We start from the raw sequence: 16427 nt of genomic DNA on the forward strand, positions 1-16427 counted from the left end.
ATGGAAACAGGAGGACCCGAAGTCCTTAGGATCGACGACATTGACATCCCAGCACCGGGACCAAATGAAGTCAGGATCCGCGCAAGGGCTCTGGGACTCAATCGCGCCGAATCGATGTGGCGATCTGGGAAGTACATTGAAGAGCCGATACTCCCTGCAAGGCTCGGTTATGAGGCTGCTGGCATCATCGAAGCAATCGGAGAAGGCGAGACCGGCTTCACAATTGGCGAAGCGGTGAGTGTGGTTCCCGCGTTTTCTCAAAACCAGTACGGTATGTACGGAGAATTGGTCTTGGCACCAACGTTCGCCGTAGTCAAAAACCCGCCGTCCCTGTCATTCGAGGAAGCCGCGTCGATATGGATGATGTTCATTACCGCCTACGGGGCATTGGTGGACCAAGCCGGCCTCTTGGCTGGAGAGACCGTGGTGATTCCGGCGGCTTCTAGCAGCGTGGGAATTGCAGCGATTCAGGTAGCCAACATGGTTGGGGCGACCTCGATTGCGTTAACCCGCACGAGTGCGAAGCGAGCGCCGCTTCTAGACGCTGGTGCGCGGCACGTCATCGCCACAGAGGAGCAAGACCTTGTCTTGGAGATTCTCAAGATCACGAACGGCAAAGGTGCGCGCGTTGTGTTCGATCCTATAGGGGGCCCGTCCTTTACGAAGCTTCTCGCCGCGTCCAGCCCGGGAGCGACCCTAATCTTATACGGTGCGTTGAGCGAGGAACCCACTGCTCTCCCCATTCTGGAAATGCTTGCGAAGCATGTCACCATACACGCGAACACAATTTGGACGACCTCCGGCGATCCGGTGCGACTCGCAAAGGCCAAATCCTTCGTTCTTAAAGGTTTAGAGGAGGGCCGCTTGAAGCCGGTCATCGCCAAATCGTTCCCCTTCGAAGACATCATCGAGGCTCACACGTACCTTGAGTCGAACCAACAGTTTGGAAAGTTAGTCGTCACGCTCTAGCAATCATGGGAGCGATGAGTGGCGATAGACGACCGCATTAGCAAGGAGATCACAAATGAGAAACACATCAACCCAAGACTTATTTTCACCGCTGACACTTGGCCCATACTCTCTATCGCATCGCGTCGTGATGCCGCCGTTGACTCGACTTCGCGCGCAGACGGATGGGAGCGCGAGCGACATGATGGTCACGCATTATGAGCAACGTACTTCGAAGGGCGGCTTGATCATTATCGAGGCGGCTGCTGTCTCCGACAAAGGATCTGGGTATCAGGGGATGCCTGGCATCTATGACGATCGACATATTCTCGGATTCAAGAGAATTGCGGACGCGATCCACGCCAAGGGTGGAATTGTCTTTGCCCAGATCATCCACACAGGTCGCACAAACCACATTGACTTGCAACCCAATGGCGAGTCGCCCTTGGCACCCTCGGTCGTTCCGTATCATGGTCACGCCTTCCTCAATGGGGAGTTCGTTCCCGTTTCTCCCTCGCGCGAAATGACGATCGCTGACATCCAAGATGTAGTGGAGCAGTTTCGAAGTGCTGCTGCGCGTGCTTTGGCTGCTGGCGTAGATGGTATTGAGATTCACAGCGCCAATGGCTACCTGTTGGATCAATTCCTCCAGGATGGCTCTAACAAGCGTACGGACGCCTATGGAGGCTCCGTAGAGAACCGTGCTCGATTCCTACTAGAAGTCACTAAAGCCGCGGTGTCTGTCTGGGGACCAGGAAGAGTTGGAGTTCGTATCGGTCCCAGCGGTACTTTTAACGAGATGAGCGACAGTAATCCTCTCGCTCTTTTCGGTTACGTTGCTGAGCAGATGAACGCGTTCGACTTGGCCTATCTGCACGTCATCGAGCCCCGCGTCGCTGGTGATGTCACCAAGCAAAATGCGGAGAACGACGAAGTCGTTGCCTCGAAGTACCTTCGGACAATCTATCGCGGCACGCTTCTCGCAGCCGGCGGCTTTGATCGCGAATCTGCCAACGAAATCATATCCAAAGGCGACGCGGACTTGGTAGCTTTTGGACGTTATTTCACCTCCAACCCGGACCTACCGGAACGGCTGAAGCAGGGCTACCCGCTCACCGCTTATGAACGTTCCGCCTTTTGGGGTGGGACTGAGCGCTTTTACACAGATTTCCAGGCTTATGCAACTCAAAGTGTTCCTGATTCCATGCTCACCACCGCATGAGCCTGGTTTGCTGACTGCAACGTTGATTTTGCAGTCAAGTGCGGCAAGCCTCCATCAGCGACAGGGGCTTGCGGACTCGCATTGGGGCCGGTCAATTTGGCTGCCGATTTTTTGAGCTTGGAATAGACTGAGCTCATCTAAGATTTATGGGCAGACCGAAACTCTTTACTCGCGAAGATGTTCTGATGAAGGCGATTGTCCTTTTCTGGGAGAAAGGGCTGTCGGACACGACACTGCAGGATCTGGAGAGGGCGACCGGCGTCAACAAGTCCGGCCTTTATGCCGAATTCAAAGACAAGGAAGATATTTTTCTTGAGAGCCTTCGGCACTATCTGAATACTCGCGGTGGCGTTGAGATTCTGTCTTCAGAACCGAAGAGTTGGAACAACGTTCGCAGATTCCTGGAGATCGGTCATACATGCTACTCAGGACGCCGAGGATGCTTTTCGGTCAACTCCCTTCGCGATGCCTCCAGACTGCCCCCGGAGGCACGCAGAATCATCGACGAGAACAATGCAAAACTTAGGCGTCTGCTCACAGCCAATGTAAAGGCCGCCGACCCAACCAAGTCAAATCCTGGACTGCTAAGCGATATGATTTTTACGTTTTTCTCTGGCCTTTGTCTCGAAGAGAATTCATCCGTGGTGCCGGCGCCGACCAAGAAGAAGATCGATCAGTTTATGGAATTCCTTGCTGAGTCCAAGTGATCGCTTACCTGAGAAGAGCTTTCCCGTAACTAGAATCTCGAAGCCGATTGAAACTGCCCTCCGAGTAATTCATCAACGCGTTCCCGAGGAGGCCCGCGAGATAAGTTCATCTAGACGGGATAATAGGTGTTTCAGGAGAGGTGATTCATTAGTTTTCTTGAAGCCGAGGCAGAGATCGCTTGTTGGGGTCTCCCCAACAAGGGGTCGACTAGTGACTGGACCGGACAGCAGATTCTTGGCATATATCGGTAGCAGCGCAACACCGTGGGTCGAATCGATAAGAGACATCGCTCCCGCGAGATTGTCTACCTCGTGGCTCGGCTTGATATGTAAGCCGCAATCAATCAGATACCGATCAATCGCCACCCTGAGCGCGGGAGCTGTTCCTTTGCCGCTAAGCGCTTTCCCCGACACACTGATGAATGTTTCGCCGATCAGCTCCTTGGGGTCTATCTCACTCATCGCTGCAAGGCGGCGGTCATTTCGCATAAAAACCTCCAGCGGTTCCTTCGCAAGAAGACGAAACTCGAGATCGGATGCACCTTCTTCCCTTCTAAGGAATGCTGCGTCCATACGCCCGCCTGAGATCGCAACCGCCAAGTGCGGGGACACTTGGCTCGATACGACTACGTGGGCTCCAGGCAGTTCATCCCTTAGCAATTGCAGCGCCGCTGGAAGCCAGGTGGACTCATGTCCTGTCAGAAAACCAAACACAAATAAGGCTTGGCGGGGTCTGCGACCCGGCGCGCGGCTTCCACGCCGACTTCTACCTGGGAAAGAACTACCTTGGCGTGATCCAGGAAGACCTGTCCGGCTGACGTAAGTTCAATCCCTCGGGAGGTTCTTGCCACCAACCGAGCACCGATCTCATCCTCCAAAGCACGAATCTGCCTGCTCAAAGATGGCTGGGTCGTATGCAACTATGCAACTTCTTCTGCGCAGCAAGCTTGAAACTGCCTGCCTCCGCGACGGCGACGAAGTACCGCAGATGCCTCAACTCCATACATCCCCCAAATACGTTCGCTATGCTTTGCAAGCATACCTTTCAGCCTATAAAGTATCGCTAATTCATGCAACAGGGGCTAAATTCTAACTATCGTCATGTGTCTTTCGAGTGAGAAGGGGTGTCCGTTTTGTGCACGACAAAGCGAAGAGCGAAGTCCACACGATGCTTCTCGCGTGCTGCTGTCTTCGCGTTCGTTCTCTTGAGCTTCCCATTGGGTTATGCCCAACGCCAAACGGCGAGTATCGCGCGCTTCCACCATACTTCATGGACTTCCGACGACGGGTTGGGCGCGGTGTCCAACATCCAGCAGTCCCCTGACGGATTCCTGTGGCTGACCACTTCGAGAGGCGTTCTGCGCTTTGACGGATTGCGTTTTGAGTCAGTACAGCAGGTCACTTTCAATGCGGTTCAGGACAGTGATATTCTCTCGGTCTTCATTTCGGCTTCAGGGAACGTCTGGCTCACGACGCGAAGTGCCGGCATGCTGCGCTGGAAGGACGGAGTCGTTACGGCCATCTCGGACCGGAGATGCACCCCAGCTGGACTCGGCGGAGGGATGATCGCCGAGGAAAACGACGGCTCTCTCTGGTTCGCCTCGACGACCGGGCTTACTCACCTTCAAGGATCAAGTTGTGAAGTCTTAGGCCCCGGGCGCGGCTATCCAGGGCGTCTTCCAAAGGCCTTGTTTGTAGATCGAGAACGCACGGTCTGGGTAGTGTCCCCTTCCAATGATCTGCTGTACAAACCTGAGGGTCAGGGCACGTTCAAGCCCTACAACGCGACGATCCACTCAACGGGAACCGCGGTGGCAATTCGCCAGAGCGGCACCGGTGGAATCTGGATAGCAGACGACAGCGGAATCAAACGCCTCGACACCCTCAGCCAAGCTGGTTCCATCAAAGTCGCGCACAATAACTCACCGTCGTCTCGCGACTTCACGTTCAGCGCCGACGGCTCTTTGTGGACAGTGACCGACGATGGCGTAAGCCACTATTCGCGGGAAGCGGTTGCTGCTGCCAGCCCTTACCTCACGGCTGCGCCAGTGGAAACTTTTACCGTACAGCAAGGTCTCACTTCCGACGGGGTCTCGAAGCTCATGCTCGATCAAGAAGGAAACGTGTGGGTCGGCACGAGTGCTGGAATGGATAGCCTTCACAGGTCCTTGCTTCAGGCCGTAACCCTCCCACATTCCCAGGAACATGAAATTGGTCTAGTTGGGGGAGACAAGGATGATCTATGGATCGGAAGCCGCAGTATGCCCCTAACACACGTCGCACCTGGCGGGGCTCTCAATGGCTTTCCAGAGATAGCAAAGCTTACTTGCATACGGCGTGACCACAACGGAAACATTTGGGTCGGCGGCGGAGGCAACTCATCCCTGTGGCGATCCGAAGGAGAAAAGTTCGTCAGCGTCCCTGGTCCGCTCGGTGACAATCAGCCCGTTGTTGCTTTGGAAGTTGACCGGAATAACGTACCGTGGATTTACACAATCAACGGTCTCTCCTACCGGCTGCTAAATGGTTCTTGGGTCAACGTCAATCAAGAGCTGGGAAAGAAAGCTGCCGTTCTCGGATCGATGACCTCGGATGAAAGCGGAAACATCTGGTTCGCGTTCTCCGAGAAGTTAGTCGAGTGGAATGGGAGTACTTTTCAGAGATACTCATATCCACAAACACTTAAAAACATTTCCCCTGCAACCATGTCGGCGCGAAACGGCCATGTTTGGCTCGCTGGCAGAGGAGGGGTTGATGTCTTTTTCAATGGCCAATTTCACCAGATGCGCTGGAAAGACCGAGACCCCATTGGACGCGTCTCAGGTGTTGTGGAGTCATACAACCACGGACTCTGGATAAACGGCTTCTCTGGAATTACTCATATCTCTAGGGCTGCACTTGCGGACTGGCTACAAAATACGAACTCAGAGGCGGTGACCGAGCATCTCGATGCTTCCGATGGTCTGCCCGGTTTCTCGGGAGATAGGCTCCCCGAGCCCTCTCTGATAGAGGGATCAGATGGAAAAATTTGGTTTGCTACCACCAAGGGAATCGCGTTTCTGGATCCAAATTCCATGGCGGCCCAACGAAACAAACTTCCGCCTTCAGTGAAAATCACATCCATCTTGGCCCGCGGGAAGGAATTCCCAACTTGGAAAGATGTTGTTCTTCCCATCCATACGACAGCCTTAGAGGCTGATTTCACTGCCTTGAGTCTTTCTCTGCCTCAGCGAGTGCTATTTCGATACAAACTTGAAAACTACGATAAAAGTTGGCAGGATGCTGGTACACGACGGCAGGCGTTCTATACGGGTCTGCCGCCTGGCCACTACACCCTCCACGTTATCGCATGCAACAATGACGGACTTTGGAACGACACAGGCACATTCGTTAATCTCACTCTTCTGCCGGCTTTCTACCAAACTACTTGGTTCCTGTGCCTATGCGCGGTCGCAACAATGGTCATCGTTTGGCAAGGATATCGTTATAGGCTCGAGAGAATGGCCGCCGCTATGCGTACGCGATTTGGTGAGCGCCTGGACGAGCGAGCACGCGTTGCACGCGACCTGCACGACACGCTCCTGCAAACCATTAGCGTGAGCAAGTTGGCTACTGACCAAGCGCTCGAGCGGCCCGCGGATATCGCAGGACTGAAAGCCGTCCTCCAGCAACTTTCAGAATTGTTAGGACAAGCGGCGGCCGAAGGCCGAGCCGCTCTCAGCGCACTCCATGTCTCAAACAAAGCCTCCAACAACCTTGCTAACGCGATTCGAACTGCAATTGACGAAAGCCTCATAGACGATCGGATGCAAGCGGAACTCTCTGTAGATGGGTTAGTACGAGACATTCATCCGATTGTGTGCGATGAGGTTTACAGGATTGCCTATGAGGGCATACGCAATGCCTTCACGCATTCGGAGGCTACTCTTTTGCGGGTCAACCTGGCTTATGGTCAAGATTTGACCTTAAGAATTTCGGATAACGGGCGAGGTATTGACGCAGACATTCTTCACGAAGGCAAGGCGGGCCATTATGGCTTGTCTTGCATACGCGACAGAGCAACTCGTATCGGAGCCTCTCTGGACTTCAAGATTTCACGGCCAGGGGGTACCGAAATCATCTTGATCGTTCCAGGTAAGGCGATCTTTCTCACCAAAGGAAGTTAATGCATCAAGAGTCTGGGCGTCGCACGTATGACAGCTGGCGAAACTGCTCAAACGTTCTTGCCTTCCAAAATGAAAACTCTGAAGCTAGATGCTGCTTTACGATGCTCCGCTGCCGCCTGATATTCAGAGCTTTCATACCATGTCTTTGCTTCCCCAACGGAGGGGAATTCAAGAATCACCGCGCCCTCAAATTCTGGCCCTTCTAGGACCTCGAGTGTGCCATAAAACGCCAGCGGTTTCGCCGGTCGTCCGGCGAGGGTGGGCAACGCGAGCTTGCCGTAGATTTCCATCTCAGCTTCGTTGGACGTTTTCTCACGGATGAATACAACGAAGGCAGGCATGGGATCCTTTCTAATGATGCGGCGGTTTGGCGGAAGCGGGATATGCATCGCGCTTCCGCACGGGCGGACGTGACAGTCGTCGCCAGCACAATACTCGTGCACCCTCAAGGTATAGCTCTTCGGTTGAGCTAAGAAGCCTAATTGGGCCTAAAGCTTTGTAGCCCTTTTGAGTTCAGTCCAGTGTCACTATTGCCCCGCAGCGGACTAGGGAAGTTGCAGAAGAATGATCCGGGAGAAACCGAAGGGGTGTCTCCCAGCTCGATTTCGGGGCGGTCGACACACAAAGCGGCCCCGGACGAATCCGGGGCCAGAATGAAAGGGTCTAAGCTGCTTTCTTTCTCGTAGTCTCTTTCTTTGAGGTAACTTTCGCGGCTGTTGGCTTCGGCTTGTTGGAACAATCGGTCTTGGCTTTGACGACCTTGGGATTCTTCGGCGCGAACGCTTGCTCGGCCTCAGCGAGGAAGTCCGGTTCGCTCTCGTGAGGGATGCCGACGTGGTCAGAGAGGACTAGGCGCAATGCGAGGCCGGTTAGCTTCTCGTCTGCGGTGCCGTCCAGTGCGGCCAACACAATTTCATCGTCCGACTGTTGGGAGTTCTCGTCTCCGTTGGCAAAGTGGTTGGCTATCTCCTCAAGGAAGCTGTAGTCCAGGCGGATGAGCAAGCGAAGGAAGACGCGCAACTGTGCGGGGCTGAACGACGCGGGAGCCTGTTCGACGATGCGCTCGAGGGTGGCGACTCTTGCCTTGCGCTGTTTGTCGCGGCGGGCTTGCTCGGCCTCGTACTCCTTCTGCTGTCGCTCGAACTCGGCTTTGCGCTCCTCCTCTTTGCGTTCCTGTTCAGCCTTGTACTCGGCCATGCGTTGTTCGTGCTCGGCCTCGCGTTGCGCTGCCTCCTCTTCTGTTTCGACTTCTGGCGCGGGTGACATGATCGGGACGGGATGGGCTGCTGCTTCGGCTGCGGCTTGGGGGTCATGCACTGGACAGTGTTTGTCGGTGCAAACCGTCAGCTTGCGGCCTAGTTGCTTCCCTTAGACCACGATTGCGGTCTTGGCTGCGGCGCATGGCAGTACCGGCTCGGCGTCGGGGTTGTCGGTCGCGGCCGGAATCTCGCGAACGTGGCCGCGTTGTACGGCTCCCGGTCGCTGCTCCTTGGGGTTGCGCCAGCCGTTCTCGATCTGGACAATGCCGGGATGGGCCGCGATCTCCCGGCCAAGGAATGTCTCAACCTTGCTGTGGTAGCAGTTGGAATCGAGGCATTATGTGGAATCAGGGCAACTGGCAAGTATTTTCCGCTGGCTCGCCACTGCCGCGCGTCCCGCGTGGATGTGCGGGCACCATCTCTTGCGGGATATGGTCTCCGACAATGGGTCTAACCAAGGTGATCTGCACGAGGCCGGAACCGAGCTGTCGTTGGGTTGGGCCTGCCGGAGTCGGCACATCGGCGAGCTTCAGTAGAAGACTTTCATAGGCCGCGACACCATCTTCGACGGCTGCTTGTTCAACGTCCCCGAGAGGAATCTCCTGAAGCAGACGAAGCAGGTTTTGCTTACCTTCGAGGAGCAGAGCGGCAGTGGAGAGCTTAGGCATGTAGAAGTCACACTTGGCACAGGCCATACGGTGCGGGCACTGCTCGAAGAAGTCATAGGTGCAGTAGCCGTGTCCAAGGTCGTAGAACTTCCATGGTTCGGACGATGATATCCCGGCACGGACGGCATCCCGGTCGATCAGCACCTCGATGGCGCGAAGGTTGCGGGCGAAGTAACCTGCGTCGGCGTAGGACTTGGCTATCTTGAGCGGGGTGATCTTCGCATAGTGCTGGGTTGCGGAGGGTGATGAGTGACCGAGCCATGCTTGTAGCTCGAAGAGGGTCATAGGCTCTTTTGCGTTGAAGAGCTGCGATGCAATCGTGGAGCGTGCGCGGTGCGATGTGATGTTGCCACGCACATCAGCGAGCGGAACGCCGGCCTTGGCGCAGAGGGTCGGAATCAGGCCCTTGTTGATATAGGTCACGCCCACTGGCCTCAGTCGGATCAAGAAGAGGAAGTCTACTACATCGCCGGTCTTCCAATCGGACTGCTTGGCACCCTGCGGACGAACCTTCTCCCATGCGGAGATGGCTTCTCCGACGATGCGATCCACTGGCTTCGTGAAGGCGGTGCCGGTCTTGTTGATGGGAACGTCGAGCAGACAGACTGCATCTGCGGGCAGCACCTCTCCCGTGCCTGGGACAGTGGCATCGTCTCTCTGCCAGCGGATACAGCCGAGACGCAGGCGAACAATCTCGTTGCTGCGGAGGCCGGCGAAGAGCCAGGTCAGGGCGAGAGCCCTGCACAACTCAATGGGGTAGCTGGTCGGTCGCTCGCTGCTGCGTACGGAAGGGCCACGCCTCGGGAGATCCTCGGCTGTCAGGTTCAGTCCGGCCCAGACTAGCTTGGCCCAAACGTCGTCGGCGATGACGCGCGGGTTGGGGCCGATCAAAGCGAGCAAACTCCTCGGCGTGGTGAGATGCCGCATGGGATCGAACCTGCGCGGTATCAGTTCCCACTCCTGCAGGTCGCGAATGAAGATGCGGAGCGTCGAGATACGGGACGCCCTCGTACTTGGTGCCAGAATCTTGCCTCTACTCTTCACATGCGCTGGATCGACGCTGCACCAGTCGCCGCCGTGCCACTGGCAGATGATGGATAAAAGCTCTGCGGCAAGGTCGCGCGTCCAGTCTGCTGGCGACAGGATCGTGGGATGAACCTGACTGAGCCATCGTCCGATGTTGAGCAGGAAGTAGTAGCTCTTGGTCCTGGAACGCACGGCATAAGTGGAACGATCAAACCAGACGCGGCAGAGGCGAGCCCACTCAGAGGGCACCCCCTGAGTGAGTGCCGGGGAAGCCTTCTTGTCTACAACAGGACGCTTAATCTCAAGGGCTTCGGGGACGGTTCCCATGCTCGCCAAGATGCGCGAGAATGCAACGATGGAGTAGGTTCCTGTGCGCTGCGGCTTGCGAGCGATCACAGCCTGAAGATCGTCCAGCGTGAGTTGGTCGAGGTGAGGAGAACGGATAAACAGGAGTGCCTCAAAGACGGTTCGCGTGACCCGGTTGCTGACTCCAGGCTTGGTGTAACCCCAGCTCAACAGCAACGCCTGCACTCGTTCAGAGACGATCTTCATATACTCCCGGCCAAACACCTTGCGGGCGAGACAGCTATAGACGACGTGGTCGCACTTGAGCCGATGCAGTTCTGAAAACCCACACATCAGGTACGCGATCGCCACGATATGCTGCCGCTCCATGCGCCTTCGTTCAATGGAATCGATCCACTCGTCCGCAGTCCATCCCCAGAAAGACCGCTTCCGTTCCGCCATCTCGCGCAGAAAGAAGAGCAGTACATCTTACGGTGGCCGGTCTTGATGCCGGTATAGTCCAGCGCATCGTTCAAGGGCTGTACCAGTCTGTTGAGCGATGGACCAAAGTCCATCGTTCGCCCGTACCGATAGAAGCGATACGCCTCTGCATAGCGAGTCAGCATGTCTTCTTCAACAATGGTGAGCGGGCTGGCACGGTCATATCGATCCAGCTCCAGCGGCCATGCCCACGGGCCGTCGCCTGCCTTCTTCGGTGATGTCTTCTCCGGCCCCCACTGTGCGCGTGGGCCACTCTTGAAGTGCTCGGTACGCTGCTCTGCCGTCAACGTCGAGGCCCAACGCCCGACGTTGGGCCATGGCTGGCCGTTCTTCCTTATCCTCTTCTGCTTCACTGGGACACCTCCGCCAGCATCTGGGCGCGACGGGCATGGATATGAGCCATGCCCGTCGCAAGCTTCCGAGAGAGGTCGCGGCCACTGAGATGTATATAGAGCAGCGTCGTCTGGACGCTGCGATGGCCGGCGAAGGTGGCGATCTCATGAATGTCCCAACCGGCGCGCGCAAGATCGGTCAAACAGAGATGTCGCAATGTGTGCGTCGAAAACCCTCCAATGCCAGCCCTGCGTGCAAGCTGGAGTATGATCTTCGACCAACTCCATATCGAGATCGGCGCTGCATAGTTGCGCCGGGACTCAGAGAGAAAGAGCGGCCCACGCTTGCGGCCCAGCGTCCTGCGGTGGTCGAGATACTGATGGAGCAGTTCCCCACTTGAAGACGAGTACGGAAGAACACGCTCACGTCGTCCCTTCGTGGTCTCCGCACGAATCCTGAGCATCCGACGGGAGGGGTCAATATCGTCGCTCTGCAAGCTACAAAGTTCCTCACGGCGCAGACCAGCGTCATAGGCAAAGGCCAGCATGGTCCTGTTGCGAATCGACTCGTGGCGAGCTGACGCCAGAATCGAATGCCAGTCCTCCTCGTTCGGAATCCAAGGCAGCTTGTGATGTCGTGCGACCATCGCGCGACCGCTGCCGTTCTGGGCCGCTGGGTTGGCCGGACGTACTCCTTCTTCCATCAGGTACGCATGGAACAAACGGACTACGGTTAGCTGGAGCTGGATCGTCGCGTTCGACATCCCGGCTGAGAGACTGGCAACATACAGCCCTATATCGCCGCGTGTCGCAACGACGGAGCAAACGTGGTGCGCTATCAAGAATCCAAGATAGCGTTCCAGTCCCCGCGAATATGCGTCGAGGGTGTTGGCCGCCAATCCACGATGAGACTGGAGCGTGAGCCATGAGCAGGCATGAAGGTCGGCGGCCACCAACGGACACCGATCCCAACGGATAGGATGAACAGCAAACTCAAATGACAAATGAACCTCCTGGTGGAGGTCCAAGGAGAACAGACCGAGTGATCCCGTCGCCTCACGCGGGACGCGCGGCAGTGACGAGCCAGCGGAAAATACTTGCGGTTGCCATGATTCCACATAACTTACACTGGTCACCCCGCACGTCGGCAAACAGACTGGTATCAAAACCGCTGCGCCGTGGGCAGGTGACGCAGGCTCCCGCAGTTGGGTTCAGGGTTGGGTCTTCGCGGTCGAAGGGAGCGTCGGCAAGGTTCAAATAAAAATTGGTCTGAATCCATGCGCTGAGGTGCTTGGCCGGAAGCAGGTGAGCTTCCTTGTCCTGCCAGTCCTTGCGCCAGCAGTTATCGAACGCATCGGCCTGATGCTCCTGCGGTAGACGCGCAATCAACGCTGCATGGCTGGCGGTGATGCGCTCTTGCTGGAATGCCTCTGCTACTGCGGGGATAAGCTGTAACAGACTCAGCCTCGCATAGATGTGGCTGACACTCTTGCCTGACTTCTCGACCAACGCTGCAACGTCGTAGCCCGGAAGGTCAAGCAAGCTCTGAAAGCCTTGGGCTTCTTCGTAGGGGTGTACGTCTTCACGGTGCGAGTCCTATCCAACCGGCACCCCAGCCGAGCACTCCGGCACCGAATAGCGCGCCAAAGAGGCCTGGTATAGCATCTTGAAAACGACCACTCATCATGCGGATTCCCGCGAAAATGAGCCCGCCGAAGCAGATAAAGGCACCTGCGTAAATCGCAAAAGTTTTGAAGGTGCCCATCAAGGTTTGCGCCCCGGAGAAATCCATCGTTCCCTGGGCATGGGCAACGCCGGCGAATGTAAGGGCGACCAGAGTCGGCCCCATCACGCGCGCGGCACGGAGTAGCGTCTGTTTTGAGAAGAGTCTTGCCCACCTCTGGATGGGCCGGGAATCGAGCCTGACTTTGATCTGCATTGGCACCTCGATCAACCGTGGATTCGGTTGCGATATGGGCAACGTAGAATCACTCGGTTCACCGAGTCCAATAAATGCGAGAGGGTCGCTTATTCATCAGAGGAATAAGCGCTGGTCTTGATGCACCGTTTGGGCGATTAGTGCGCGTTAGCGGTTCTCGTGTTTATGAACGCCCGGTTTGCGTCGAGCGGTCCAACAACGCACGAGCCGGAAGTTAGTGGGAAATCCACCTCCGTCTCCAGCCTCTCTCTTGATCGTGGATTTGCGGTTATAGCTGGCTGAGCTTCCGAGAAGCGCGCTTCTTGATGGGAACAGTCCGCTCCTCCTTCGGAGGACCTGCTCATCCCATTTATTAGGACTAATAAACTACGCATTTTGGATTGCTAGCGCAGCAAAGCTTCATGAACACCTGTAGGCACGATAACTAGACCTTGCAATTGTGATGGACCGAAAATGTGTTATCTTGAGCGTGTCGAAAATGGTGGACCGGACATGGGTAAGCCCCGGTCGATAACGCAGGGTCTGTTCGACCGCGATATTCAATCCAGCCAATAGGCCGCGGACCCCGATGAAGGACGAAGTGGTATTCGTCTTCCAATCGGAGGTGAAAATGAAGGCTGCAGTCGTCTGGGAAGCTGGAAAATCCCCCGTCTATAGCGATTTTGAGGAGCCCATCCCGCATGAGGGTGAGGTTCGTGTCCATGTCACCGCCTCGGCGCTTACCAACTTCACAAAGATTCGAGCCACAGGTAAGCACTTCAGCTTTTCAGCTCGTCCCCCCTTTGTCGTTGGCATAGACGGAGTGGGCAAGCTTGAAGATGGCAGACGGGTCTATTTTCTCTTTCCGCGAGCCCCCTTCGGCGGGATCGCGGAACGAACCGTCGTGAGTTCCTTGCACTGCATCGATGTTCCTGACAGCGTAGACGACATTACCTTGGCTGCTATAGCAGATCCAGGTATGGCGGCGTGGGCTGCACTCGAAACGCGCGCCAAAATGATAGCTGGAGAGACTGTCTTAATCAACGGAGCGACGGGATCGGCGGGCAGAATGGCCGTCCAGATCGCAAAGTTCCTCGGGGCAAAGAAAGTTGTTGCTACCGGGCGGAACCGAGAAGTCTTGAACAGCTTGCTGGCCATCGGGGCTGACGAGGTGATTTCGCAAGATCACGACGGCAAATCGTCGGACGATGAATTGAGAGAGCAATTCGCCCAAAGAATTGATGTCGTACTCGACTATCTCTGGGGAGCAAGCGCCGTGCAAATACTCGCGGCGGCAACTGCCGCCAAGGGTACGACGCCCATTCGCTTCGTTCAAATTGGAACGACAAGCGCTCCCGAGATCACACTTCCTGGAGCCGTCCTCAGATCTTCCGCCATCCAGATGATGGGTAGCGGAATTGGAAGTGTTGCACTAGAAGAGATCATTCTGATCCTTTCCAAGCTGATGCACGCCTCATCCGAGGTTGGCCTTCATGTAGCAACGAGAGAGCTTGAGATAAGCCGCATCGGAGAGGCGTGGTCGGCAGAGAGCGCAACTCCTCGGATCGTTTTGAGCATGAACGCGCCATAGCGCGGAAACTGCTGTGGGAGGTTCCGTGAGCCCAACAGAATCAGTCCTTAAAGTCGGCTTGTCTTTACCGATCCGGGTCTCGATTGGCGATATCAGGCCAATGCGCGTTTCCAGCACTAACTTTCTTCAAATCACGCATTGGCGATTTGGCATAAACCGAGAAAATGGACTGTAGGCTCCGGATCGCCGACCATGCGGGAGCAACCGACAATAGACACACTTCGGTGTTTGCTTTGTTAGCTGTTTTTCCTAATCAGCGTGGTGCGGACTTGTTTCATCAGTTGGCCTTCACGTGCGAGCGCGTCTGTAGGCTCACCCAATCGCAAATGATCTTGAGGGCAGTCGGCGACATAGTTTCTTCGATGTCGTTGTACTCATTTGGCGAACCAGTTTTGGCGTCCTGCAAGAGGTGATTCATCCCCGACAACTCGATCACAGTGCTGTTGGTATTGTTCTTCAAGGCTTCGCGAGCGGCAGCAAGATCTTCCCGCGCGGGAACTTGTACATCGAGTGACCCGTTTAGAGCAAGCACTGGAACTTTCAGAGATGCAAGCGTTGGAGCGGGGTCATAGGCAAGGAAATAACGTTCCCATGGCCGAGCATCATCCTGCGGGAGAGTGTCCGCTTCATTTGGGTCGATCACTTTGGCGGCTACTCCCCTTGCGACAATGGCCCTGGCACGATCAAGTGCTATTGCATCGGAAGGTGCGGCGACGATGGCGTCATAGAGCTCCTGGTCAAAAACCCTGCGCTTGGCGATATAGCCATCTGGCGCGCCGTAGGTCTTTGCCGTCGCCGCCGATTGCAGGACGAACAATTTATCGCCACGAATGGCGGGACCGGCAATCATCACGACAAAGGCGACACTCCTGTCTCCGACAGCCACAGCAGGCGCGATGATGCCACCTTCGGAGTGTCCGAGCACGCCGACATGATGCGGGTCGATCTCAGGTTGCGTTTTGAGCCAGGTTGCGGCGGCTTCGGCGTCAGAGGTAAAGTCCACTGTTGTGGCTGCATCGTAATCGCCGGTAGAGCCGCCGACGCCACGCTTATCGTAGCGAAGAACAGCGATGCCCTTGCGATTGAGAGCGTCGGCGAGAACCAGAAATATTTTGTGTCCCCAAACGTCCTCGTCGCGCGTGTTGTGGCCCGTGCCGGAGATCAGCACGACCGCCGGAAACGGTCCCTTACCGTTCGGCACACTCAACGTCCCGGCAAGCTGATTATGACCGGCAGGATTGTCAAACCGAATATCTTGCTCGCGATAGGGACGGGGCTGGGCTGCGATCGCAGCTTCCTGTGGCCGTTTGTGCTGAACGGGCGCAAGGTCCGCTGCCGCAGCACGTTTCAACATCAGCGGATATACCTGCTCAAACGTGAGATCACCGCTCCATGCCTGTTGCTTCGCGTCCCAAATGCTGTCGTAGCTGAGGTTGAGCTTGTTGACTGCAAAACGCAGGTGCTTGCCATCGAACGTCACCTGATCAAATTCTGTTTCATTTCCGCTGGGGTTGGTTAGATGGCCGCTATAGCCAGTCGCAGTTTTTTCAAGGTATACGCGAACTGTGAACCCGGTGTTCAGTTGGCCGGTCCAATCGCCGGCTACTTCTTGAGCAAGAGCCGTAGCTGTGATAACCAACATGGATAGGACGACCAGAATGGCAGGCTTTCGCATGAATTACCCTCGCGGATCAATCGATGTATCGGATCTCAGTCGTCCGTACGAATAATGGTGCTGTGGAGTTCCAACTCATTCTGTCATTGCAGAATGGAGATATGGTTTGCCGACCGCCATCCTCGATCA

15 protein-coding genes and 1 pseudogene are annotated in these 16427 nt (G+C 55.9%); 5 read left to right on the forward strand and 11 right to left on the reverse strand.

Annotated elements, in window-relative coordinates; genetic code table 11:
- The 3 genes from ACPOL_RS03005 to ACPOL_RS03015 all read left to right on the forward strand — a co-directional run bounded on the left by ACPOL_RS03005 (position 1) and on the right by ACPOL_RS03015 (position 2877).
- The gene (locus ACPOL_RS03005; RefSeq protein ID WP_236657189.1) at positions 1 to 969 is read left to right on the forward strand and encodes a zinc-dependent alcohol dehydrogenase family protein; all 969 of its coding nucleotides are present in this window, start codon (positions 1 to 3) and stop codon (positions 967 to 969) included.
- Between the two features lie 55 nt (positions 970 to 1024).
- Positions 1025 to 2170 carry an alkene reductase gene (locus ACPOL_RS03010; protein ID WP_114205750.1) on the forward strand — a complete coding sequence of 382 codons (1146 nt, stop codon included), beginning with the start codon at positions 1025 to 1027 and terminating at the stop codon, positions 2168 to 2170.
- Positions 2171 to 2316: 146 nt separating this feature from the next.
- Positions 2317 to 2877 carry a TetR/AcrR family transcriptional regulator gene (locus ACPOL_RS03015; protein WP_114205751.1) on the forward strand — a complete coding sequence of 187 codons (561 nt, stop codon included), beginning with the start codon at positions 2317 to 2319 and terminating at the stop codon, positions 2875 to 2877.
- Positions 2878 to 2949: 72 nt separating this feature from the next.
- On the opposite strand, the gene ACPOL_RS03020 is transcribed toward ACPOL_RS03015, so the two are convergent.
- From ACPOL_RS03020 to ACPOL_RS35675, 3 genes are read right to left on the reverse strand one after another with little or no spacing between them, the layout of a single operon-like run.
- The gene (locus ACPOL_RS03020; protein WP_236657190.1) at positions 2950 to 3591 is read right to left on the reverse strand and encodes a LysR substrate-binding domain-containing protein; all 642 of its coding nucleotides are present in this window, start codon (positions 3589 to 3591) and stop codon (positions 2950 to 2952) included.
- Complete coding sequence (locus tag ACPOL_RS34475) at positions 3576 to 3797, reverse strand: LysR family transcriptional regulator (protein WP_338026742.1); 222 nt, start codon at positions 3795 to 3797, stop codon at positions 3576 to 3578. The genes ACPOL_RS03020 and ACPOL_RS34475 overlap by 16 nt, the downstream gene beginning before the upstream one ends.
- The gene (locus ACPOL_RS35675) at positions 3773 to 3880 is read right to left on the reverse strand and encodes a LysR family transcriptional regulator (RefSeq protein ID WP_338026743.1); all 108 of its coding nucleotides are present in this window, start codon (positions 3878 to 3880) and stop codon (positions 3773 to 3775) included. Before ACPOL_RS35675 ends, ACPOL_RS34475 begins: the two co-directional genes overlap by 25 nt.
- Positions 3881 to 4094: 214 nt before the next feature.
- On the opposite strand from ACPOL_RS35675, the gene ACPOL_RS03025 reads away from it, so the two are divergent.
- On the forward strand, positions 4095 to 7043 hold the full coding sequence (locus ACPOL_RS03025; protein ID WP_114205752.1) for a sensor histidine kinase: 2949 nt from the start codon (positions 4095 to 4097) through the stop codon (positions 7041 to 7043).
- 47 nt (positions 7044 to 7090) lie between these two features.
- Here the strand turns inward: ACPOL_RS03025 and ACPOL_RS03030 are convergent, their stop codons facing one another.
- The 7 genes and pseudogenes from ACPOL_RS03030 to ACPOL_RS03055 all read right to left on the reverse strand — a co-directional run bounded on the left by ACPOL_RS03030 (position 7091) and on the right by ACPOL_RS03055 (position 13053).
- Complete coding sequence (locus tag ACPOL_RS03030; protein ID WP_114210570.1) at positions 7091 to 7384, reverse strand: DUF1330 domain-containing protein; 294 nt, start codon at positions 7382 to 7384, stop codon at positions 7091 to 7093.
- A gap of 322 nt (positions 7385 to 7706) precedes the next feature.
- Positions 7707 to 8360 carry a hypothetical protein gene (locus ACPOL_RS03035; protein ID WP_150132884.1) on the reverse strand — a complete coding sequence of 218 codons (654 nt, stop codon included), beginning with the start codon at positions 8358 to 8360 and terminating at the stop codon, positions 7707 to 7709.
- A 289-nt stretch (positions 8361 to 8649) separates the two neighbouring features.
- Complete coding sequence (locus ACPOL_RS03040; RefSeq protein WP_161557169.1) at positions 8650 to 10671, reverse strand: tyrosine-type recombinase/integrase; 2022 nt, start codon at positions 10669 to 10671, stop codon at positions 8650 to 8652.
- Positions 10635 to 11135, reverse strand: coding sequence for a hypothetical protein (locus tag ACPOL_RS33085; protein ID WP_150132885.1), 501 nt, complete (start codon positions 11133 to 11135; stop codon positions 10635 to 10637). Before ACPOL_RS33085 ends, ACPOL_RS03040 begins: the two co-directional genes overlap by 37 nt.
- Positions 11132 to 12118 (reverse strand): tyrosine-type recombinase/integrase, encoded by a 987-nt coding sequence (locus ACPOL_RS03045; RefSeq protein ID WP_201759071.1) that lies wholly within the window; start codon positions 12116 to 12118, stop codon positions 11132 to 11134. Before ACPOL_RS03045 ends, ACPOL_RS33085 begins: the two co-directional genes overlap by 4 nt.
- 52 nt (positions 12119 to 12170) lie before the next feature.
- Positions 12171 to 12686 (reverse strand): annotated as a pseudogene (locus ACPOL_RS03050) (ParB/RepB/Spo0J family partition protein); the annotation flags it as partial.
- Positions 12687 to 12696: 10 nt separating this feature from the next.
- On the reverse strand, positions 12697 to 13053 hold the full coding sequence (locus tag ACPOL_RS03055) for a hypothetical protein (protein WP_114205755.1): 357 nt from the start codon (positions 13051 to 13053) through the stop codon (positions 12697 to 12699).
- 610 nt (positions 13054 to 13663) lie between these two features.
- Between ACPOL_RS03055 and ACPOL_RS03060 the strand changes: the two genes are divergently transcribed.
- Complete coding sequence (locus ACPOL_RS03060; RefSeq protein ID WP_114210572.1) at positions 13664 to 14623, forward strand: quinone oxidoreductase family protein; 960 nt, start codon at positions 13664 to 13666, stop codon at positions 14621 to 14623.
- A gap of 277 nt (positions 14624 to 14900) precedes the next feature.
- Here the strand turns inward: ACPOL_RS03060 and ACPOL_RS03065 are convergent, their stop codons facing one another.
- Positions 14901 to 16298 (reverse strand): alpha/beta hydrolase family protein, encoded by a 1398-nt coding sequence (locus ACPOL_RS03065; protein ID WP_114205756.1) that lies wholly within the window; start codon positions 16296 to 16298, stop codon positions 14901 to 14903.
- Positions 16299 to 16427: the final 129 nt, after the last annotated feature.

It is taken from the genome of Acidisarcina polymorpha, assembly GCF_003330725.1.
GTDB lineage: Bacteria > Acidobacteriota > Terriglobia > Terriglobales > Acidobacteriaceae > Acidisarcina > Acidisarcina polymorpha.

What these genes read in the sequence shown, in the direction of transcription:
- ACPOL_RS03040 (WP_161557169.1), bottom strand. Translation starts at nt 10,671, where the DNA reads ATGGAGCGGCAGCATATCGTGGCGATCGCGTACCTGATGTGTGGGTTT.
- ACPOL_RS03065 (WP_114205756.1), bottom strand. Translation starts at nt 16,298, where the DNA reads ATGCGAAAGCCTGCCATTCTGGTCGTCCTATCCATGTTGGTTATCACA.
- ACPOL_RS03030 (WP_114210570.1), bottom strand. Translation starts at nt 7,384, where the DNA reads ATGCCTGCCTTCGTTGTATTCATCCGTGAGAAAACGTCCAACGAAGCT.
- ACPOL_RS03015 (WP_114205751.1), top strand. Translation starts at nt 2,317, where the DNA reads ATGGGCAGACCGAAACTCTTTACTCGCGAAGATGTTCTGATGAAGGCG.
- ACPOL_RS03010 (WP_114205750.1), top strand. Translation starts at nt 1,025, where the DNA reads ATGAGAAACACATCAACCCAAGACTTATTTTCACCGCTGACACTTGGC.
- ACPOL_RS35675 (WP_338026743.1), bottom strand. Translation starts at nt 3,880, where the DNA reads ATGGAGTTGAGGCATCTGCGGTACTTCGTCGCCGTCGCGGAGGCAGGC.
- ACPOL_RS03005 (WP_236657189.1), top strand. Translation starts at nt 1, where the DNA reads ATGGAAACAGGAGGACCCGAAGTCCTTAGGATCGACGACATTGACATC.
- ACPOL_RS03055 (WP_114205755.1), bottom strand. Translation starts at nt 13,053, where the DNA reads ATGCAGATCAAAGTCAGGCTCGATTCCCGGCCCATCCAGAGGTGGGCA.
- ACPOL_RS03060 (WP_114210572.1), top strand. Translation starts at nt 13,664, where the DNA reads ATGAAGGCTGCAGTCGTCTGGGAAGCTGGAAAATCCCCCGTCTATAGC.